We start from the raw sequence: 18,027 nt of genomic DNA, 5'->3' as shown, positions 1-18,027 counted from the left end.
AGATGCATGCTGCTTCCAACCGTATCTTCACCCGGCAAGACCTGATTGCGTTTGCCATTCTCGCCGCCGTGATCTTCGTCGTCCTGCCACTGGCGCTGGACAGTTTCCGGCTGAACCTCTTCGGAAAGTACCTCACCTATGCCTTCGTCGCCGTCGGGCTGGTCCTGTGCTGGGGCGCAGGCGGCATCCTGAGCCTTGGTCAGGGGGTGTTCTTCGGCCTTGGCGGCTACTGCATGGCGATGTTCCTGAAGCTCGAGGCCTCCACCCCGGAGAACACCGCGATTCAGTCCACCCCCGGCATCCCGGATTTCATGGACTGGAACCAACTGACCGCGCTGCCTTGGTGGTGGGAGCCGTTCAACAATCTGGCCTTTGCCCTGCTTGCCGTGGTCGCTGTGCCGGTACTGTTTGCCTTCATCATCGGGGTTGCGATGTTCACCCGCCGTGTGGGCGGGGTCTATTTCGCGATCATCACGCAGGCCTTCGCAGCAATCCTGACCATCCTGATCATCGGCCAGCAAGGCTTCACCGGTGGGGTCAACGGCATCACCGACCTGCGCACGCTGAACGGCTGGGACATCCGCACCGACGAGGCGAAGGAGTTCCTCTACTACGTCAACGGAGTGCTGCTGTTTGTCTGCCTTGCGATTGCCCAATACGTCCGCAGATCGAAGCTCGGACGCCTTCTGATCGCGATCCGCGACCAAGAGGACCGCGTGCGGTTCTCCGGCTACAATGTCGCGAACTTCAAGATTTTCGTCTTCTGCCTCGGGGCGGCCTTTGCCGGCGTCGGCGGAGCCATGTTCACCCTCCAGGTCGGCTTCATGTCGCCTACGCTGGTTGGGATCGTCCCCTCGATCGAGATGGTGATTTTCTGCGCAGTTGGCGGGCGTCTGTCCATCGTCGGGGCCGTCTACGGTGCCCTGCTGGTGAACTGGGCGAAAACCCTGCTGTCGGAGAGCTTTCCTGAGCTTTGGCTTCTTGGCCTAGGCGGACTGTTCATCGCGGTGGTCATGTTGTTCCCGAACGGGCTGGCGGGTGTTTACTCCGAGCATGTGGCGCCACGCATCGCCGCGCTTCTAAAGAAAAAGCCAGACGCGCAAGAACCCGCGGCAAAGCCGACCCTTAAGACCGCTGCGGAATAGGAGAGCGAGATGCAAGGACACAACCCAAATTTCGTGCTCGCTGTCGAAGGGCTCACCGTGTCGTTCGACGGATTCAAGGCAGTGGATGACTTGAGCTTCTATGTGGAGCCAAACGAATGCCGCGTGATCATCGGTCCAAACGGGGCGGGCAAGACCACCGTTCTGGACCTGATCTGCGGACGGACCAAGGCCACCAGCGGCTCGGTCAACTTCAAGGGGCTTGAACTGCTCGACAAGCGCGAGGATCAGATCGTTCTGGCCGGTGTCGGGCGCAAGTTCCAGACCCCATCGGTCTATGAAGACCTGACGGTCTTTGAAAACCTTGAGCTGTCTTATCCACGCGGACACAGCGTGTTCGGCGCCTTGCTGTTCCGGCGGGATTCTGAGGTGAAGGACCGGATTTCAGAGATCGCGAGGACGATCTTTCTGGACGAGCTTCTGGATGAAAAGGCGGCGTTCCTGAGCCATGGACAGAAGCAATGGCTGGAAATCGGAATGCTGCTGATTCAGGATCCAGAACTCTTGATGCTCGATGAACCTGTCGCAGGCATGTCCGTCGCAGAGCGCAAGAAGACCGCGGAGTTGCTGAACAAGATCATCAAGGACCGCGCCGTTATCGTGATCGAACATGACATGGGCTTTGTTGCGGATATCGCGACACGCGTCACCGTCCTGCACCAGGGCAAAACCCTGTCCGAAGGATCGATGGAGCGGGTGCAGAACGACCCCAAAGTTGTCGAAGTCTATCTGGGCCACTGAAGGAGCGTACCGATGCTGTCTGTTGAAAACCTCTGTGCGGCGTATGGCGAGTCCGAAGTGCTCCACAGCCTCGATCTTGATGTGAAACCCGGCGAGATCGTCGCGATCATGGGCCGGAACGGGATGGGCAAGACCACCCTGATGAAGACCCTGATGGGGATCGTGCCTGAAAAGGACGGCGACGCGAAGGTCGGCGGGACGTCCGTTGCCGGTATGAAACCGCACCAGCGCGTCTCAGCCGGGATCGCTTATGTGCCACAGGGGCGGATGATTTTCTCGGCGATGACCGTGCGCGAGAATATCGAGACCGGGTTGACCTCCACCGGCTCAAAATCCGTGCCGGAGGACATCTACGAGTTGTTTCCGGTCCTTTTGGAAATGAAGTCCCGCCGCGGCGGCAATCTTTCAGGCGGACAGCAACAGCAACTGGCGATCGCGCGCGCGCTGGCGAGTGATCCGAAGGTCTTGCTTCTGGATGAACCCACAGAGGGCATCCAGCCATCCATCATACGCGAGATGGCCCGCACCCTGCGCAAGATCCGTGATCAGACCGGCCTGACCATCATCGTTTCGGAACAAGTTCTGAGCTTTGCCCTGGATGTCGCCGACCGCGTCATCGTGATCGAAAACGGTACCTTCGTACACGACAGCCCGCGTGACGGCATCGACGAAGACCGCGTCGCAAAATTTCTATCGGTCTGACTTTGAAGAGAGAGAGGAACCTACAATGGCTGACACATTGATCTCTGTTGATCTGAGCGAAAGCCCGCACAAGAATGAAAACGTGCACAATCGCTGGCATCCCGATATTCCGATCAACGTCTGGGTGGAGCCTGGGGACGACTTCAAGATCGAAACCTACGATTGGACCGGCGGACAGATCAAGAACGACGACGATGCGTCGGACGTCCGCGATGTGGAGCTTGAGCAGGTGCACTATCTGTCCGGGCCGATCGGTGTCAAAGGCGCCGAACCAGGCGACCTGTTGGTGGTCGATATCCTTGATATCGGGGCCAAGGAGGAAATGCTCTGGGGCTTCAACGGGTTCTTTTCCAAGCAGAATGGCGGGGGCTTCCTGACTGAGCATTTCCCCGAAGCACAGAAGTCGATCTGGGACTTTGACGGCATGTTCACCAAGTCCCGACACGTACCGGGCGTGAAATACGCGGGCCTGATCCATCCGGGGCTCATCGGCTGTCTGCCCGACCGCAAGATGCTGGACATGTGGAACAGCCGCGAAACGAAACTGTTCAATACGGACCCCGAACGCGTACCGCCACTGGCCGCGCTGCCCAACACGCAAAGCGCGCATATGGGCGCAATGAAGGGCGAAGACCGCGACAAGGCTGCTACCGAGGCCGCGCGAACCGTTCCCCCGCGCGAGCACGGCGGCAATTGCGACATCAAGGATCTCAGCCGCGGCTGCAAGATCTATTTCCCGGTCTACGTCGACGGTGCCGGTCTATCGATGGGGGATCTGCACTTCAGCCAGGGTGATGGTGAGATCACCTTCTGCGGCGCGATCGAGATGGCAGGGTGGCTTCATCTGAAAGTCGAGCTGATCAAGGGCGGTGTCGAGAAATACGGGATCAAGAACCCGATCTTCAAACCCTCCCCGATCAAGCCGGTCTATGACGACTACCTTATTTTTGAAGGCATCAGCGTCGATGAAAGCGGTGAACAACACTACCTCGATGTTCATGTCGCCTATCGTCAGGCCTGCTTGAACGCGATCGAATACCTGAAGAAATTCGGCTATTCGGGGGCGCAGGCCTACGCAATTCTGGGAACGGCGCCCGTGCAAGGGCATATCTCGGGTGTCGTGGACATCCCGAATGCCTGCGCAACCCTATGGCTTCCAAATGACATCTTCGATTGGGACATGATGCCAAATGCGGCGGGACCGACCAAATACCTCGACGGTTCGGTGGACATTCCGTTGGCACCCGATTTGTGAGCGACGCCGCGTGAGGGGCCTTCGGGCCTCTCACCCCTCGAGTTCCAGGAGAAACTGATGCCCGTTTACGACTACCTGTGTGAAGACTGCGGCCCGTTCACCGCGCTAACTCCGATATCGAACTACAAGGACCCGTGCGACTGTCCGTTCTGCGCGGCAGAGAGTCCTCGCGTGATGCTCAACGTGCCGCGCCTAGCCATGATGAGCCAGACGACACGGCATGCGCACGCCACGAACGAGCGCAGCGCAGACAGTCCGAAACGGTCCGCGCACGGTCCCGGATGCAGTTGCTGTTCGGGGGCCAGCAAGGCGCCGTCGAAAACCTTGCACCATTCGGATGGGTCGAAATCGTTCCCGACCAAGCGTCCCTGGATGATCTCTCACTAACGGCGCACCCTAGCGGTACAGCCGGATTGCAGAGATGGCGATCTCTGCATCGAAGACGCGGCCGATGGCGAGAATACCAATCCGCCTGAGGCGCGCCGGATCGAACAAGGTTTCGGTCTTGTGGGACACAAACGCGCCGAACGGTACCTGCACGGTACGCCAAGCCGGCAATGCCGTGAATTCTGCGCGATATGACTGCCACGGTCGGGTGAGTTGGTCCGTGCGCACCCGCAGATCGTACCGTTCGGAGTTGCCGGCAACCTCGATCTCAAGTCCGTCCCACCCGCTGGCATCCAGTGCGCTGCCATCTGCCCGCAGGTCAGATGCGATCTGAACGAAGCCACCGTTGTTTTCCAGCGAAACGGCACCGCGCAGGACGGTGGCCGCGCGACCGCGAAACACCTCCCGCGAGAGCGCCCCTTCAGACACACCGCCCATCACGCTGTCGCCGACGAATTCCCACTTTGGGTCAAGCTCTCGGGTGTCGTTGGACATGAATGCGCCCCGTTTCGGACTTGGATTGGCAGGGCTGCATCAGGCGCGGATCGGTGCGAAAATGCAAGTGCGGCCCGCCGGTTCTGCAAAAGGTGTGGATAGATCGCGACGGATGCGCGACAACAGGGCATGGTCATACCCCTGTACCTTCGAACCTATTGTGAAGTCGTGCTCTGAAATGCCTTCTCCGGCGGAAACTTCGGTGTCGGATGGGAAGGCAGGGGTGGACCTGTCCGATCTGATCGCTTGCCCCAATTGCGACGCGCTCTACCGCATGCCCGCGATCGAGAACGGTGCACGCGCGCGGTGCTTGCGCTGTCACACGGTGCTGACCGCACCGCATGACACGGCCATGACACGGATCGTGATGCTCGCCACCACATCGTTCATTCTGATGGTAGCGGCAGTCTTCTTTCCATTCCTCGAACTGACGGCGGTCGGGCGCACGCAACGCAGCTCACTTCTGGATGTCGCACTGGTTTTTGCCGACGGTCCGTTTCTGGGCCTCGCTCTGGCTGTGGGCGCGTTGGTTATCTTTCTGCCGCTGTTGCGACTGACGGCCGTTTTGTATGTCATCGGTCCGATGGCCCTTGGCTGGCGCCCGGCGCGTCACGCGCGCGCGGTCTTGCGGTTCGACGAACGGATCAGACCCTGGGCCATGTCCGAGGTGTTCATCGTCGGCGTGGCGGTTGCACTGATCAAGATCGCCGGGCTGGCGCATGTCTCGCTTGGACCGGCCTTTTGGGCTTTTGCCGTGCTGGTTCTGATAAACACCTACAAAGACACGTTCATGTGTCGGTTGACGCTATGGAAAACCCTCGAACTTCGCAGCGCATAACGACCGCCGCCGACCGCGGTCTGTTCGGGTGCCCGAGTTGCGGACGGGTGCACGCGGCCCCGGTGCCAAAGCGATGCGACCGGTGCAAAAGGGCCTTGCGCGCCGATCGCAGCGATCCCAGCCTGCAAAAAGTCTGGGCGTGGTGGCTGGTCGGGTTGATGGCGTATATCCCGGCCAACCTCTACCCGATGCTGCTGACGTCCAGCCTGGGCCACACTTACGAAAGCACGATCATCGGCGGCGTGATCGAGCTTATCCAAGGCGGTACCTATGCCGTTGCCGGCATCGTGTTTCTGGCCAGCGTCGCGATCCCGATCAGCAAGTTCTTTGCGATTGCCTATCTTGCGATCAGCCTGCAACGCCACGACCAGATGCGGGTTGGAGCCCGGTTCCACCTGTATGAGATTGTCGAGTTCATCGGGCGGTGGTCCATGATCGACGTGTTTGTCGTTGCCATCCTCGCCACCTTGGTTCAATTGGATTTTGCAGCCACCATCAACCCCGGCATCGCCGCGATTTGCTTTGCTCTTTCTGTCGCATTCACAATGCTTTCAGCGCTAAGCTTCAACCCGAAACGCATCTGGGCGAACGGAGCCCCACAGACCCAATGACAGACACCTCCCCTCCGCCCCCCGAGGTCGAAGCTCCGAACCAGTCGGTGTTCCGCAACCTTTCGCTGGTCTGGCTGGTGCCCGTTATCGGTCTTGTCGTGTCGCTGCTGGTGGCGTGGCAAGCCTACAGCGAACGCGGGACCCTGATCGATATCCGCTTCGAGAATGGTGCCGGCATCACGCCGGGCGAGACCACCTTGCAGTTCCGCGACGTCGTGATCGGCGAGGTGGAAGACATCCGGTTCGGGGCGAACCTGGACACCGTGATCGTCCGCGTGCGCGTGAGGAACGAGGTGCTGCCCTATCTCGATGATGACGCAGCCTTCTGGGTCGTCCGGCCCGAGATTTCCGCGCGCGGCGTGACCGGGTTGTCCACGGTCGTCTCCGGCGTCTACATCGAAGGTGCGTGGGACGCCGTTCCCGAAACCGGAGTGCGGGATTTCACCGGGCTCGAATCCCCACCATTCCTGCGCCCGGGCGAGGAAGGCACCGAGATCACGTTGCAGGTGCCCGCCGGGATCAAGCTTCAGGGCGGCGCGCCGATCCTGCTGCGCGGTATCGCAGTCGGTCGGCTGGACACCCCACGCCTGAGCAACAGTGGCCAGGCGATTATCGCCCGCGGCTTCATCGAAAGCCCATTCGACCAGAACCTGGCTGAAGGCACACGGTTCTGGGATGCCTCGGGCGTTTCGTTCGGTTTTGGCAGCGGTGGCCTTTCGGTAAACATCGAAAGCCTCGCAGCCCTGCTTAGTGGCGGGGTTGCGTTCGACCAGATCTATGAGGATGGCGCTGCACTTGGCGCGGGCTCCGTTTTTCAGGTCTATGCGTCGGAGGAGGCCGCCATCGCCAGCGCCTTCTCCCGCCCCGTGGATGGCGAAGTGCCCGTAACGATTCAATTGGACAGCTACAACCCCGGCCTGCGGCCCGGATTGCAGGTACGCGCGACCGGACGGCCTGTCGGGCATGTCTCCGAAAGCTACGTACGCTCATTCGATACCGCGTCCGGGCCCGTACGCAGACAGGTCGCGGTTCTTTTGCTGGACCCGGTTGCACTGGGCCTGACCGAGGGCGCAGATTCCGAGGAGGTGTACGATTACCTTGCCGAAGAGGTGGACCGCGGTTTGCGCGCGAGGGTCAGTTCCGCAGGTTTGATCGCGTCCGAGTTGCGGATCGATCTGGCTATGGTCCGCAACCCCGACACCGCCGTATTCGACCGGGATGCCGATCCATTTGCGCGCGTCCCGATGACTTCAGCCCCGGCGAGCAGCCTCAATTCGACTGCCGAAAACCTGATGGACCGCGTTGCCGAACTGCCATTCGAGGAGTTTCTGCTTCAGGCCACAGATACACTCGCCAGTATCGAGAGCCTCGCTGCGGATGCAGACCTGCGCCAAATCTCCAGCGAGGCGATTTCGCTGCTGACCGACGCGCGTGAGCTCTTGGGCAACGAAAACACACGAGCCCTGCCCGGCACGGCATTCGGGGCCGTGGACGAATTGCGCGCCATTCTGGCCGAATTGCGTGAAAGCGGAAGCGTTGCCGCGCTGACGGCGGCCTTGTCGCGGGTCGACACGATCATGGATCCTGTGGCGCAGGCCAGCGCCCGCCTGCCGGAGATCGTGGACAATCTGACGACCCTGTCCGAAACTGCCGCAGCGCTTGAAATCGAAGCGCTTGTCACCTCCGCCAGGGCGGTACTTGCGTCGGCGGACACGTTCCTGTCCAACGAAGGGCTGGAAGACGTGCCAGCGGCACTTGTCGCCTCCCTCGACGAATTGGAACTGCTGCTGGCCAGCCTGCGCGAGGCCGATGTTGCCGAAGGTCTGGGCAGTACCATGGCTTCGGTGGAAACGGCCGCCGACGGTCTGCCACCACTTGTCGCCCGCACCGAAGCCGTTCTTGCCGAAATACAGGCGCTTTCGGCGTCCTATGGCCCGCGATCGGATTTGATGACAGAGGCGATGGACGTGCTGCGTGAGATTACCGTGGCTGCGCGATCCATCTCGCAACTGGCCCGCACGATCGAGCGTAACCCCAACTCCCTGATCCGAGGACGCTGAATGACACGCCTTCGCCTTTTGCCAGTCCTTGCCCTGATCACTCTCGCGGCCTGTGCGGCCAACAGCGACCTGTACCTCTTGCCTGATCCGCCCGCGACAGAGCAAATCGGGGTCAGGGCACGCACGATCGAGGTGCGAGACATCGTTCTGCCCTCCTATGCGGCGGAACCAGATATCCTCCTGCAAGGCGCGGACACGGCCCTGCGCCCCGTCAGCGGTGCACTTTGGGCTGAGGAACCCCGTGTGGGAATGACGCAGGCGCTGGCGCGCAGACTTGATCTGGGCACCACGGCAACCGTCGCCGTCGAGCCTTGGCCGCTGTTTGACGGGCCGGATCTGCGGGTACAGGTAACGGTAGACCGCGTGCTGGCGCGCGCCGATGGGGTGTTCGAGTTCGGCGGCCAATATGCCGTTACGTCCACCTCGGGCGGGGCACGGGAATTCCTGCGCCGGTTCGCCATTCAGGAGCCGTTGACCGGTACCGGCCCGGATGCCGTTGCGGATGCGCTTGGTCGGTCGCTGACGCGGCTTTCCGATACCATCGCCCGAAGCATCGCGCGCTGAACAGCCATTCAGCCCATCGGCACGGCCCACGGTGGGCTGGACCCGCGCGTTGCTGTTTGGCACTCTGACGTCATGGACACCGTGACGACAGCCCCCGCCTACCGCCGCCGCAAGGATCAAAGACCGCAAGAGATCCTCGATGCCGGGCTGGAGGAATTCCACGCACACGGCTACGCGCGCGCAAGCCTGTCGCGCATCGCCAAACGCGCTGGGGTATCCCGTGCTACGCTGTACCTTTATTTCGATGGAAAAGACGCGTTGTTTCTGGCCATCGCAGACCATGCAATGATCAGTTTCACCCAAGACGCGGCACAACAAGTGCAATCGAGCGACGCCAGCACCGAAGACACGCTGCGGGCCTTGTTCGGTCAGTTCTATTCCGTGATGACAACCAGCAAGAACAACGCGCTCATGCGGATCCTCATCGCCGAAGGCCCCGAGATGCCCGCCCTCGTCAACAAGTACCATGCGCAGGTCCTCAGCCGCGGACGCGCTCTGCTGGAACGGATCATCGCGAGGGGGATTGAACGTGGAGAGGTCCGCGAAAGTGCGGCAACGGCAATTCCGCAGCTTCTGATCGCGCCGGTAATGTTCTACTGCATTCACGATATGGTCTTTTCTGAGATCGATCCTCTCGATGTGCAGACGTTCATGGAGGGCCATCTTGAGATGGTGCTGCGCGGCATCTCGATTTGATCCGGAATTGACCCGGGACAGATCACTTTCATCTTGCAGAAATCGGTGTTTTGCCGCTTCTGTCAGCTTCACTTGCGCCGATAGAGAGACCACTTGTGACCGTATCCGTTTCGCCCGCTCTGACCCGCACCGACAGCCCGACCACAGCGCAAGCAACGGCGGAGCTGTATGGGATTGATCGTTGGGGACATGGGTTTTTCGAGGTGTTGCCCTCAGGTGATCTGGCCCTTCGAAATCCTCTCAATCCGGACGCTGCCCCGTTGTCCCTGCCCGACATCGTCGCTGATCTGCAAACCCGCGGAATCGAAGCCCCCCTCCTGCTGAGGGTGGGCGACTACCTGCGCGCCGCAATGCAGGACGTCAACGGCGCCTTCACAGACGCAATCGAAAAGACCGGATATCGCAACACGTATCGCGGGGTTTTTCCGATCAAGGTGAACCAGCAGGCGCAGGTCGTCGACCGCATCGTGGAATACGGACGAGAAATGAATTTCGGGCTGGAAGCCGGCTCCAAGCCGGAACTGGTGATCGCGCTGTCCCATCGGCTGGCCCCCGAGGCGCTGATCGTTTGCAACGGCGTCAAGGACGCCGAGTTCATCCAGTTGGCCACCTTGTCGCGCAAGCTGGGATTCAACACTGTCATCGTTTTGGAGAGCCCCAAGGAAGCCGACACGGTGATTGAGGTTTGCAAGGACCTGGACGTGGAACCCATGCTGGGCGTGCGCGTGAAACTGACCAACACGGTCGGCGGGAAATGGGCAAAATCCTCTGGTGATCGGTCAACCTTCGGCATGAATACCGAACAGCTCGTGACCGTCATGGACAAGCTGCGCGACGCGAACATGCTGCATTGCCTGCAATTGCAGCACAGCCATCTCGGGTCGCAGGTTCCGGATGTGAATGATGTCCGCCGGTCCGTGACCGAGGCGTGCCGCTATTTTACCGAGATGACGCGCGAGGGCGCACCGCTGACCCACCTCGACCTCGGCGGGGGCCTCGGGTTCGACTATACCGGTGAGAAGCGCGCGGCCGAAAACTCGATCAACTACACGGTTGCCGAGTATGCGACCAACGTGGTCGAACTTGTCGGCTATGCGATGGATGAAGCCCAGATCGCCCATCCGGTTCTTGTGACCGAAAGCGGGCGCGCGGTGGCGGCGAGCAGTTCGATGCTGATATTCTCGGTGCTGGAGGCCACGCTGTATGATGCGCCGTCCGCCGCCGACCCGCAGGAGGGGGATCATCACCTTATGACCGACCTCGCGGCTGTGGCGAAATACCTGTCCGCAGACCGGCTTCAGGAGTGTCTGAACGATGCGACATTCTACCGGGACGAGATGCGCGCCCTGTTTCGGCGCAATTACATCGATCTGCGCCAGATGGCACGGGCCGAGCGCATGCACATGTGGCTGATGACCCGCATCCGCGCGTTGGCGGCTGAGGTGGAGGATGGGTCGGACGTGGACGAGCAGCTGGAAGAGATGTCCGATATCTACCACTGCAACTTCTCGCTCTTTCAGTCGCTCCCTGATGTCTGGGCAATAGACCAGCTGCATCCGATCACACCGTTGCAGATGCTGGACCAGACGCCAGACCGTCGCGCGATCCTGTCCGACATCACCTGTGACAGCGATGGCAAGATCGACCAGTTCATTTTGTCGGACCGCGTTGCTGGCGCGTTGCCGGTGCATTCTTTGCCAGAGGATCACCCGTATTACATGGGGGTGTTCTTCGTCGGTGCGTATCAGGAAACGCTTGGTGATTTGCACAACCTGTTCGGTGATACAAACGTCGTCACGATCGAGCTCTTGCCCGAAGGCGGGTTCGACCTGGCCCATGAGCAGGAAGGCGACACAATCGCCGAGGTTCTGTCTTACGTCGAATACGATCCGACCGACTGCATCGCCGCGTTTCGCAGGATCGTCGACAGCGCTACCTCTGCCGGACGGCTGGCAAGTTCGGAACGCCGCGACCTGATGCGGGCGTTTCGCGAGTCGATTGCGGGCTATACTTACTACGAATGAACCGCGCCCCGCGCGGGATGGAGGGATCAATGGGCAATACTCTGGTGGTGGGCGCAGGTGGCGTCGCGTGGGCGTCGGTCCACAAGATGGCAATGAATGCTGATATCTTTTCCAAGATCACGCTGGCCTCACGTACGAAATCAAAATGCGATGCAATCGCCGCCAGCGTGAAGGAGCGTACGGGGGTGGAAATCACCACCGCTGCACTTAATGCGATGGACGTGGGCGCCACGGTCGCGCTCCTCCGGGAGACCGGGGCGGAAATCCTCGTGAATCTCGCCCTGCCCTATCAGGACCTGAAGTTGATGGACGCCTGTCTGGAGGCGGGTGTTCATTACCTCGACACTGCAAATTACGAGCCCGAGGAAGAGGCCAAGTTCGAATATCACTGGCAATGGGCTTATCAGGAGCGGTTCAAGGCCGCCGGTCTGACGGCGATCCTTGGCTCTGGTTTCGATCCCGGCGTTACATCGGTCTTCGCGACATGGCTGAAAAAGCACAAGCTCGACACCATTCGGCAGATCGACATTCTCGATTGCAATGGCGGTGACAACGGCCAGACCTTCGCCACCAACTTCAATCCCGAGATCAACCTGCGCGAAGTTCTCGCGGACGTGCGCCATTGGGAGGCCGGGGAGTGGAAGGTGTCGCCCCCGATGACCACCAAGGTGCCGTTCGACTTCCCCGAAGTGGGCGAGAAGAACATGTACCTGATGTATCACGAGGAGCTGGAGAGCCTCAGCACGCATTTCCCGGAGATCGAGCGCGCGCGCTTCTGGATGACCTTTGGCGATGAATACATCAAGCACGCAACCGTGCTGAACAATGTGGGCATGACGCGGATCGACCCCGTGATGCACAACGGAGTTGAGATCATTCCGATCCAGTTCCTGAAAACCTTGCTGCCCGATCCCGGCGATCTGGGCGCACTAACGAAAGGCAAAACCTGCATTGGGGATATCGCGACTGGTGAGGCCAAGGACGGCTCGGGCGAGAAAACCTACTACATCTACAACATCTGCGATCACGAGGAATGCTACCGGGAGGTCGGCAGTCAGGCCGTCAGCTACACCACCGGTGTGCCTGCCATGATCGGCGCCGCGATGGTGCTGAAGGGGCTGTGGCGCGAACCGGGTGTGTGGAACATGGAACAGCGCGATCCAGACCCCTTCATGGATATGCTCAACGCGCACGGCCTGCCGTGGCAGGTCCACGAGTTAGACGGACCGGTAGACTTCTGATGCCGGAAACGGGGCTCATGCAGACGCAGGCGGGGGATCCTGGCGCGTTTCGCCATTTCGACCTGACCCGTGTCCCAAGCCCCTGCTTTGTCGTCGACGAGGTCGCGATCGAGCGCAACTTGCGCATCCTGCGCAACGTGGCGGATGCCTCGGGCGCTCAGGTGCTGGCCGCCCTGAAGGCGTTTTCGATGTTCTCGCTCGCCCCTTTGGTTTCGCGCTACCTCGACGGGGTCTGCGCCAGCGGGCTTTACGAAGCACAATTGGGGCGCGAGGAATACGGCGGCGAGGTCGCAACTTTTTGTGCCGGTTACAAACCGCAGGAGTTCGATCGGATCCTCGGGCTCAGCGACACCATCATCTTCAACTCCCCCGCCCAGAAAGATCGATTTCTGCCGCAGATCCGTTCAAGCGGACGGAAGATCAGCGTTGGCCTGCGGATCAACCCGGAACACTCGGAAGGTGAAGTGGTCAAATACGATCCCGCTGCGCCCTGCTCGCGGCTGGGGTTTCCCGTTTCGCAATTGCGCCCCGAGATGCTTGACGGTGTGGATGGGCTGCACATGCATACGCTTTGCGAACAGGGGTTCGAGCCACTGGACCGTACGTGGTCCGCAATCGCGCCGCGCCTTGAGCCCATGCTGGCACGGATCACATGGTTCAACTTCGGCGGCGGCCATCACATCACCCGCGCGGACTACGACCGTGATGGGCTTTGTACATTTCTGCGCAGGCTGAAACGGGATACGGGGCTGCATTTCTATCTGGAGCCCGGCGAAGCCGTTGCATTGGATGCGGGTATTCTGGTGGGAGAGGTTCTTGACCTTGGCTCAAACGACGTGAACATCGCCATTGTCGATATCTCTGCCACATGCCACATGCCGGACGTGATAGAGGCGCCCTATCGACCAGCCCTTTTGAACGAGGTCGCGCAAGGCACAACCTATCGTCTTGGTGGCCCGTCCTGCCTGGCCGGCGATGTTATCGGGGACTACACTTTTGCCAAACCGCTGACACCGGGCGACCGTTTCGCGTTTCTGGATCAGGCGCATTATTCAATGGTCAAGACCAATACGTTCAACGGGGTGCCGCTGCCGTCGATCGCCTTGTGGAATTCAGACAGCGACGCGTTGAAAATCGTGAAGTCATTCGACTACGCGGACTTCAAGGGTCGACTGTCATGAGTGAGACGGTGTTTCTGGACAGCGAATTGACCGATGCCGAGCGTGGCCCGCATGCGCGCTTCCGCGTGATACCCGTGCCCCTGGAACGCACAGTGTCCTATGGGAGCGGAACTGCGCGAGGACCCGCTGCAATCCTGATGGCATCGGATGAGCTGGAACGCGAAGTCCTCGGCACAACACCTTGTGAAAAAGGAATTTTCACGGAATCCGCGCTCGAGTGCGACGGCCCGCTGCCCGCCGTCATGGACCGGCTGGCTGCACGAACAGAAGCCGCCGTTCGCGGCGGCGCTGTCCCAGTGGTTCTGGGGGGCGAGCATTCGCTCAGCTATGGCGCGGTGACAGGCGTGGCGCGCGCCCATGACGCGGCCGTCGGCATTCTTCAGATCGACGCGCACGCGGACCTGCGGGTGGCCTATCAAGGTGATCCGCACAGCCACGCATCTGTCATGAACCTTTTGACAGATGCGGGATTTCGGCTTGCCCAGTTTGGGGTGCGCGCCCTTTCAGCCGAGGAAACCGAGCAGCGCGCGGCCCGCAACGTGTTTTACCGTGACGCCGAGGACCTTGTGGTTCACGGCACGCACAACGCCGATCTACCGGATGACTTTCCAGAGCTGGTCTATGTCAGCTTCGATGTCGACGGCCTCGACCCCGCGATCATGCCTGCCACCGGAACCCCCGTACCGGGCGGGCTCGGATACTACCAGGCCCTTCATCTGGTTGAAAACGCTCTGAAAGGCCGCCGCTGCGTGGGCTTCGACGTGGTGGAACTTGCGCCGAACGGCCAGACCGCGTGGGATTTCACTGCCGCCAGTATCGTCTATCGCCTCATGGCCGCGTGCCTGCGGTAAACGCGCGACTTTGGTCCAACAGACGCCCTTGCGCGCGCGGCATAGGGTGGCGTGGTATTTATCTTGGAGGAAACACCCATGGCTTGGACCAAACCGATCATCCGCGAAGTCGAGTGCGGGATGGAAATCAACATGTACGGCCCCGAAGGCGAAGACCGCGAGAACGATCCGCTCTTCTAAGACGTCAAAGCGCGGAGACGATCCATGAGCCTCCGCGCTTATATTCTTGGCGCAGCCGCTGGTGGCGGCCTTCCCCAGTGGAATTGCGGATGTGACATCTGCAATCTCGCTCGAAGGGGCGCGATCCCCCCTCAATCGCAGTCCTCGCTTGCGGTGTCTGCGGACAGCGCATCGTGGGCGATCATCAACGCATCCCCCGACCTGCGCGATCAGGTGCGCCGCGCGCCACATCTGCATCCGACCGGACTGCGCGAAAGCCCGATCAAATCCGTGTTGGTTACCAACGGCGACATCGATCATATCGCCGGGTTGCTGACCTTGCGCGAACAGCAGGCGTTCACCCTCTTCGCCACGCGTGAAATCCACGCAGTTCTTGCGGAGAACCCGGTTTTCGCAGCGCTGAACCCCGACTTCGTCACCCGCGAAACGATTGCCTTGAACACACCCTTCACATTGGTATCCGGCATCACGGCGACGCTCTATGCGGTCCCGGGCAAGGTCCCGCTCTACCTTGAGGGCGAAACGGTCGACACACAGCTCGAAGGCGAACAGACCGTTGGCGTGCATCTGCAAACCGACGCCTCCTCCGCGCATTACATTCCGGGATGCGCCGCATTGCGTGAAGATCTCAAGGCGCGGCTCGACGGCGCCGATGCAGTCCTGTTTGACGGCACGTTGTGGCGCGATGACGAGATGGTGCGCGCGAAGCTCAGCCAGAAGACAGGCGCGCGCATGGGACATATGTCGATGTCCGGGCCGGACGGGTCCATGGCCGCATTCGCCGATCTGGACATAGGTCAGAAAATTTTCGTCCATATGAACAATACGAATCCCGTCTGGATCGCCGACGGTCCCGAGCGCGCGGAGGCGCAGGCACGCGGATGGGTAATTGCTCAAGACGGTTGGGAGACCGAGATATGACCGCATCACGCGTAGAGTTCGAAGCGCGCCTCCGCCAGATCGGCGCAGATCGATATCACGACAAGCACCCGTTTCACCAGTTGCTGCATTCTGGCGGCTGCACGCCGGATCAGGTGCGCGCCTGGGTGATCAACCGGTATGCCTACCAGGCCGCGATCCCGATGAAAGATGCCGCGTTCATGAGCCGGGTGGACGACCCCAAGCTGCGGCGCGCATGGCGCTCGCGGATCGAGGACCACGACGGCACCGACCAGAACGAGGGCGGGATCGAACGCTGGCTGCGGCTGGCTGACGCGGTGGGGCTGGATCGCGATTACGTGGCCAGCAAGGAGGGTATCCTGCCCGCGACCACCTTCGCGGTCGACGCCTATGTGCGGTTCGTGCGTGACAGGACATTGCTGGAGGCGGTGGCGGCCTCCCTGACGGAGCTGTTTGCTCCGAAGATTCATGCCGACAGGATCAAGGGGCTGCTGGCGAACTATGCTTTCGCCGATGACCGCAGCCTGTCCTATTTCCGCAATCGTCTGAACGAAGCCCCCAAGGATGTGGCCTTTGGCCTCGCGTGGGTTCTGGATCATGCGGACACAGGCGAGAAGCAAGATGCGGCAGCCAAGGCTCTGATTTTCAAAACGGATGTTCTCTGGGCGCAGCTAGACGCATTGCACGCAGCCTACGTCGAACCTGCACGTCGCCCGCCGGGCGCTTGGGAGCCCGGCACGCATCTGCGCATCGAACAGGCACAAGCTTCATGAGCCTTGGCCCCGAGGTCATTCCGGTTGTTCCGCGCGGTGTTCGCCTGCACGAGGACAAGGTGCGCGATCGCTGGGTCTTGCTGGCCCCCGAGCGCACGATCACGCTCGACCCTATAGGCCATGCGATCCTTTCCGAGATCGACGGCAAGGCGAGTTTCGGCGCCATCGTGAACGCGCTCGCCGCGAAATATAGCGCCCCCGCAGAGCAGATTGCGGCCGATGCAGGCGAATACCTTCAGGGTCTCGCGGACCGACGCATTCTGGACTTGCGCACATGAGCATCCCCGCCCCATTGGCCATGTTGGCGGAACTGACGCACCGCTGTCCGCTGTCCTGCCCTTATTGCTCCAACCCGCTGGAGCTGACCCGCAAGCAGGCGGAACTGTCCACCGAGGCATGGCTCGATGCCTTCCGGCAGGCAGGGGAACTGGGTGTGTTGCAATTGCACTTGTCCGGTGGCGAGCCTGCCTCCCGGCGTGACCTGACCGAACTGGTCGCGGGCGCGCGGGCCGCCGGGCTCTACACCAATTTGATCACCTCCGGAATTGGTCTGACCGAAAAGCGGCTGGCCGAACTGGACGAGGCGGGGCTTGACCACATCCAATTGTCGCTGCAAGGCACGGATGCCGAGATGGCCGACCATATCGGCGGCTACAAGGGCGGGTTCGCGCGCAAGATGCAGGTGGCCGACTGGATCAAGGCGCGCCAGATCCCCCTGACCCTGAACACCGTGCTCCACCGCCAGAACCTGCACCAGTTGCCCCGCGCGATCGAGATGGCGCAGGAGATGAACGCGCGCCGGATCGAAGTGGCCGTGGTACAGTTCCACGGCTGGGCCTTGCAAAATCGTGGCCCGCTGATGCCGACGCGCGAACAGGCCGCAGAAGCGACCCGGATCGTCGCCGACGCGCGGGCTCGGCTGAAGGGCAAGCTGGTGCTCGATTACGTGCCTGCGGACTATCACACCGAGACACCCAAACGCTGCATGGGCGGGTGGGGCATGGTGGGATTGAACATCACGCCCGAGGGCAAGGTCCTGCCGTGTCATGCCGCCGAGACCATACCGCATCTGACATTCGACACCGTGACCGAAACGCCGCTGCGCGAGATCTGGTACGAGGGCGCAGCGTTCAACGCCTATCGCGGTGATGACTGGATGCAGGAACCCTGCAAGTCCTGTGACCTCAAGACCCGCGACTTCGGCGGCTGCCGCTGTCAGGCTATGGCGCTGGCGGGCGACCCGGCGGCAACGGACCCGGTGTGCTACAAATCTCCGCTGCATGCAGAGGTGCAGGCACGCGCGCAACAAGTGGCCACATCTTCGGACGATGCGCTGATCTACCGAAAACTCTAGAAGGAAAGAGG

The 18,027-nt window shown here is 61.0% G+C and carries 20 protein-coding genes; 19 read left to right on the top strand and 1 reads right to left on the bottom strand.

Annotated elements, in window-relative coordinates; all coding sequences use genetic code 11:
* Positions 1 to 2 precede the first annotated feature (2 nt).
* Genes urtC through ACP15N_RS17375 form a run of 5 tightly spaced genes read left to right on the top strand, consistent with a single transcriptional unit; the run spans position 3 to position 4,248 of the window.
* Positions 3 to 1,145 carry an urea ABC transporter permease subunit UrtC gene (gene urtC, locus ACP15N_RS17395; protein WP_425093616.1) on the top strand — a complete coding sequence of 381 codons (1,143 nt, stop codon included), beginning with the start codon at positions 3 to 5 and terminating at the stop codon, positions 1,143 to 1,145.
* Positions 1,146 to 1,154: 9 nt separating this feature from the next.
* Complete coding sequence (gene urtD, locus ACP15N_RS17390) at positions 1,155 to 1,904, top strand: urea ABC transporter ATP-binding protein UrtD (protein ID WP_425093615.1); 750 nt, start codon at positions 1,155 to 1,157, stop codon at positions 1,902 to 1,904.
* A 12-nt stretch (positions 1,905 to 1,916) separates the two neighbouring features.
* Positions 1,917 to 2,606: an urea ABC transporter ATP-binding subunit UrtE gene (gene urtE / locus ACP15N_RS17385; RefSeq protein WP_425093614.1), complete on the top strand. Its 690-nt coding sequence runs from the start codon at positions 1,917 to 1,919 to the stop codon at positions 2,604 to 2,606.
* Between the two features lie 25 nt (positions 2,607 to 2,631).
* Positions 2,632 to 3,861, top strand: a complete 1,230-nt coding sequence (fmdA, locus tag ACP15N_RS17380; RefSeq protein ID WP_425093613.1) for a formamidase — start codon at positions 2,632 to 2,634, stop codon at positions 3,859 to 3,861.
* A gap of 57 nt (positions 3,862 to 3,918) precedes the next feature.
* Entirely contained in the window at positions 3,919 to 4,248 is a 330-nt protein-coding gene (locus ACP15N_RS17375) for an FmdB family zinc ribbon protein (protein ID WP_425093611.1), read from the top strand.
* Positions 4,249 to 4,257: 9 nt separating this feature from the next.
* Here the strand turns inward: ACP15N_RS17375 and ACP15N_RS17370 are convergent, their stop codons facing one another.
* Entirely contained in the window at positions 4,258 to 4,743 is a 486-nt protein-coding gene (locus tag ACP15N_RS17370) for a CIA30 family protein (protein ID WP_425093610.1), read from the bottom strand.
* Between the two features lie 202 nt (positions 4,744 to 4,945).
* Here ACP15N_RS17370 and ACP15N_RS17365 point away from each other — a divergent pair, with 202 nt between their 5' ends.
* The 14 genes from ACP15N_RS17365 to pqqE all read left to right on the top strand — a co-directional run bounded on the left by ACP15N_RS17365 (position 4,946) and on the right by pqqE (position 18,016).
* Entirely contained in the window at positions 4,946 to 5,581 is a 636-nt protein-coding gene (locus tag ACP15N_RS17365; RefSeq protein ID WP_425093609.1) for a paraquat-inducible protein A, read from the top strand.
* Positions 5,551 to 6,192 carry a paraquat-inducible protein A gene (locus ACP15N_RS17360; RefSeq protein WP_425093608.1) on the top strand — a complete coding sequence of 214 codons (642 nt, stop codon included), beginning with the start codon at positions 5,551 to 5,553 and terminating at the stop codon, positions 6,190 to 6,192. The genes ACP15N_RS17365 and ACP15N_RS17360 overlap by 31 nt, the downstream gene beginning before the upstream one ends.
* Positions 6,189 to 8,252: an intermembrane transport protein PqiB gene (locus ACP15N_RS17355; RefSeq protein ID WP_425093607.1), complete on the top strand. Its 2,064-nt coding sequence runs from the start codon at positions 6,189 to 6,191 to the stop codon at positions 8,250 to 8,252. Before ACP15N_RS17360 ends, ACP15N_RS17355 begins: the two co-directional genes overlap by 4 nt.
* Positions 8,253 to 8,816 (top strand): PqiC family protein, encoded by a 564-nt coding sequence (locus ACP15N_RS17350; protein ID WP_425093606.1) that lies wholly within the window; start codon positions 8,253 to 8,255, stop codon positions 8,814 to 8,816.
* A 72-nt stretch (positions 8,817 to 8,888) separates the two neighbouring features.
* On the top strand, positions 8,889 to 9,512 hold the full coding sequence (locus ACP15N_RS17345; RefSeq protein ID WP_425093604.1) for a TetR/AcrR family transcriptional regulator: 624 nt from the start codon (positions 8,889 to 8,891) through the stop codon (positions 9,510 to 9,512).
* A 95-nt stretch (positions 9,513 to 9,607) separates the two neighbouring features.
* Positions 9,608 to 11,536, top strand: a complete 1,929-nt coding sequence (gene speA / locus ACP15N_RS17340; RefSeq protein ID WP_425093603.1) for a biosynthetic arginine decarboxylase — start codon at positions 9,608 to 9,610, stop codon at positions 11,534 to 11,536.
* A 29-nt stretch (positions 11,537 to 11,565) separates the two neighbouring features.
* Positions 11,566 to 12,777, top strand: coding sequence for a saccharopine dehydrogenase family protein (locus ACP15N_RS17335; protein ID WP_425093602.1), 1,212 nt, complete (start codon positions 11,566 to 11,568; stop codon positions 12,775 to 12,777).
* Positions 12,778 to 12,794: 17 nt separating this feature from the next.
* Positions 12,795 to 13,958 (top strand): carboxynorspermidine decarboxylase, encoded by a 1,164-nt coding sequence (locus ACP15N_RS17330; RefSeq protein WP_425093601.1) that lies wholly within the window; start codon positions 12,795 to 12,797, stop codon positions 13,956 to 13,958.
* A complete protein-coding gene (gene speB / locus ACP15N_RS17325) occupies positions 13,955 to 14,809 on the top strand; it encodes an agmatinase (RefSeq protein ID WP_425093600.1) in 855 nt (284 codons plus the stop codon). The genes ACP15N_RS17330 and speB overlap by 4 nt, the downstream gene beginning before the upstream one ends.
* A gap of 78 nt (positions 14,810 to 14,887) precedes the next feature.
* Positions 14,888 to 14,989 carry a pyrroloquinoline quinone precursor peptide PqqA gene (gene pqqA / locus ACP15N_RS17320; RefSeq protein ID WP_425093599.1) on the top strand — a complete coding sequence of 34 codons (102 nt, stop codon included), beginning with the start codon at positions 14,888 to 14,890 and terminating at the stop codon, positions 14,987 to 14,989.
* Between the two features lie 24 nt (positions 14,990 to 15,013).
* Entirely contained in the window at positions 15,014 to 15,910 is an 897-nt protein-coding gene (gene pqqB / locus ACP15N_RS17315) for a pyrroloquinoline quinone biosynthesis protein PqqB (protein ID WP_425093598.1), read from the top strand.
* Positions 15,907 to 16,662 (top strand): pyrroloquinoline-quinone synthase PqqC, encoded by a 756-nt coding sequence (gene pqqC / locus ACP15N_RS17310; RefSeq protein ID WP_425093597.1) that lies wholly within the window; start codon positions 15,907 to 15,909, stop codon positions 16,660 to 16,662. Before pqqB ends, pqqC begins: the two co-directional genes overlap by 4 nt.
* The gene (gene pqqD / locus ACP15N_RS17305) at positions 16,659 to 16,940 is read left to right on the top strand and encodes a pyrroloquinoline quinone biosynthesis peptide chaperone PqqD (protein WP_425093596.1); all 282 of its coding nucleotides are present in this window, start codon (positions 16,659 to 16,661) and stop codon (positions 16,938 to 16,940) included. The genes pqqC and pqqD overlap by 4 nt, the downstream gene beginning before the upstream one ends.
* The gene (gene pqqE / locus ACP15N_RS17300) at positions 16,937 to 18,016 is read left to right on the top strand and encodes a pyrroloquinoline quinone biosynthesis protein PqqE (RefSeq protein WP_425093595.1); all 1,080 of its coding nucleotides are present in this window, start codon (positions 16,937 to 16,939) and stop codon (positions 18,014 to 18,016) included. The genes pqqD and pqqE overlap by 4 nt, the downstream gene beginning before the upstream one ends.
* The last annotated feature ends 11 nt before the right edge of the window (positions 18,017 to 18,027 follow it).

Origin of the sequence: Tropicimonas sp. S265A, from assembly GCF_049800835.1 — a bacterium.
In the GTDB taxonomy this organism is placed as follows: domain Bacteria; phylum Pseudomonadota; class Alphaproteobacteria; order Rhodobacterales; family Rhodobacteraceae; genus Dinoroseobacter.
The sequence above is the reverse complement of the archived record's forward strand: the minus strand, read 5'-3'. Positions and strand labels throughout refer to the sequence as shown.

Bases quoted from the DNA above. Each gene is read 5' to 3' on its own strand.
- pqqA (WP_425093599.1), top strand. From the start codon at position 14,888: ATGGCTTGGACCAAACCGATCATCCGCGAAGTCGAGTGCGGGATGGAA.
- pqqC (WP_425093597.1), top strand. From the start codon at position 15,907: ATGACCGCATCACGCGTAGAGTTCGAAGCGCGCCTCCGCCAGATCGGC.
- pqqD (WP_425093596.1), top strand. From the start codon at position 16,659: ATGAGCCTTGGCCCCGAGGTCATTCCGGTTGTTCCGCGCGGTGTTCGC.
- urtE (WP_425093614.1), top strand. From the start codon at position 1,917: ATGCTGTCTGTTGAAAACCTCTGTGCGGCGTATGGCGAGTCCGAAGTG.
- ACP15N_RS17335 (WP_425093602.1), top strand. From the start codon at position 11,566: ATGGGCAATACTCTGGTGGTGGGCGCAGGTGGCGTCGCGTGGGCGTCG.
- ACP15N_RS17370 (WP_425093610.1), bottom strand. From the start codon at position 4,743: ATGTCCAACGACACCCGAGAGCTTGACCCAAAGTGGGAATTCGTCGGC.
- ACP15N_RS17345 (WP_425093604.1), top strand. From the start codon at position 8,889: ATGGACACCGTGACGACAGCCCCCGCCTACCGCCGCCGCAAGGATCAA.
- urtD (WP_425093615.1), top strand. From the start codon at position 1,155: ATGCAAGGACACAACCCAAATTTCGTGCTCGCTGTCGAAGGGCTCACC.
- ACP15N_RS17360 (WP_425093608.1), top strand. From the start codon at position 5,551: ATGGAAAACCCTCGAACTTCGCAGCGCATAACGACCGCCGCCGACCGC.
- ACP15N_RS17355 (WP_425093607.1), top strand. From the start codon at position 6,189: ATGACAGACACCTCCCCTCCGCCCCCCGAGGTCGAAGCTCCGAACCAG.
- pqqB (WP_425093598.1), top strand. From the start codon at position 15,014: ATGAGCCTCCGCGCTTATATTCTTGGCGCAGCCGCTGGTGGCGGCCTT.
- fmdA (WP_425093613.1), top strand. From the start codon at position 2,632: ATGGCTGACACATTGATCTCTGTTGATCTGAGCGAAAGCCCGCACAAG.
- ACP15N_RS17350 (WP_425093606.1), top strand. From the start codon at position 8,253: ATGACACGCCTTCGCCTTTTGCCAGTCCTTGCCCTGATCACTCTCGCG.
- pqqE (WP_425093595.1), top strand. From the start codon at position 16,937: ATGAGCATCCCCGCCCCATTGGCCATGTTGGCGGAACTGACGCACCGC.
- ACP15N_RS17375 (WP_425093611.1), top strand. From the start codon at position 3,919: ATGCCCGTTTACGACTACCTGTGTGAAGACTGCGGCCCGTTCACCGCG.
- ACP15N_RS17330 (WP_425093601.1), top strand. From the start codon at position 12,795: ATGCAGACGCAGGCGGGGGATCCTGGCGCGTTTCGCCATTTCGACCTG.
- urtC (WP_425093616.1), top strand. From the start codon at position 3: ATGCATGCTGCTTCCAACCGTATCTTCACCCGGCAAGACCTGATTGCG.
- speB (WP_425093600.1), top strand. From the start codon at position 13,955: ATGAGTGAGACGGTGTTTCTGGACAGCGAATTGACCGATGCCGAGCGT.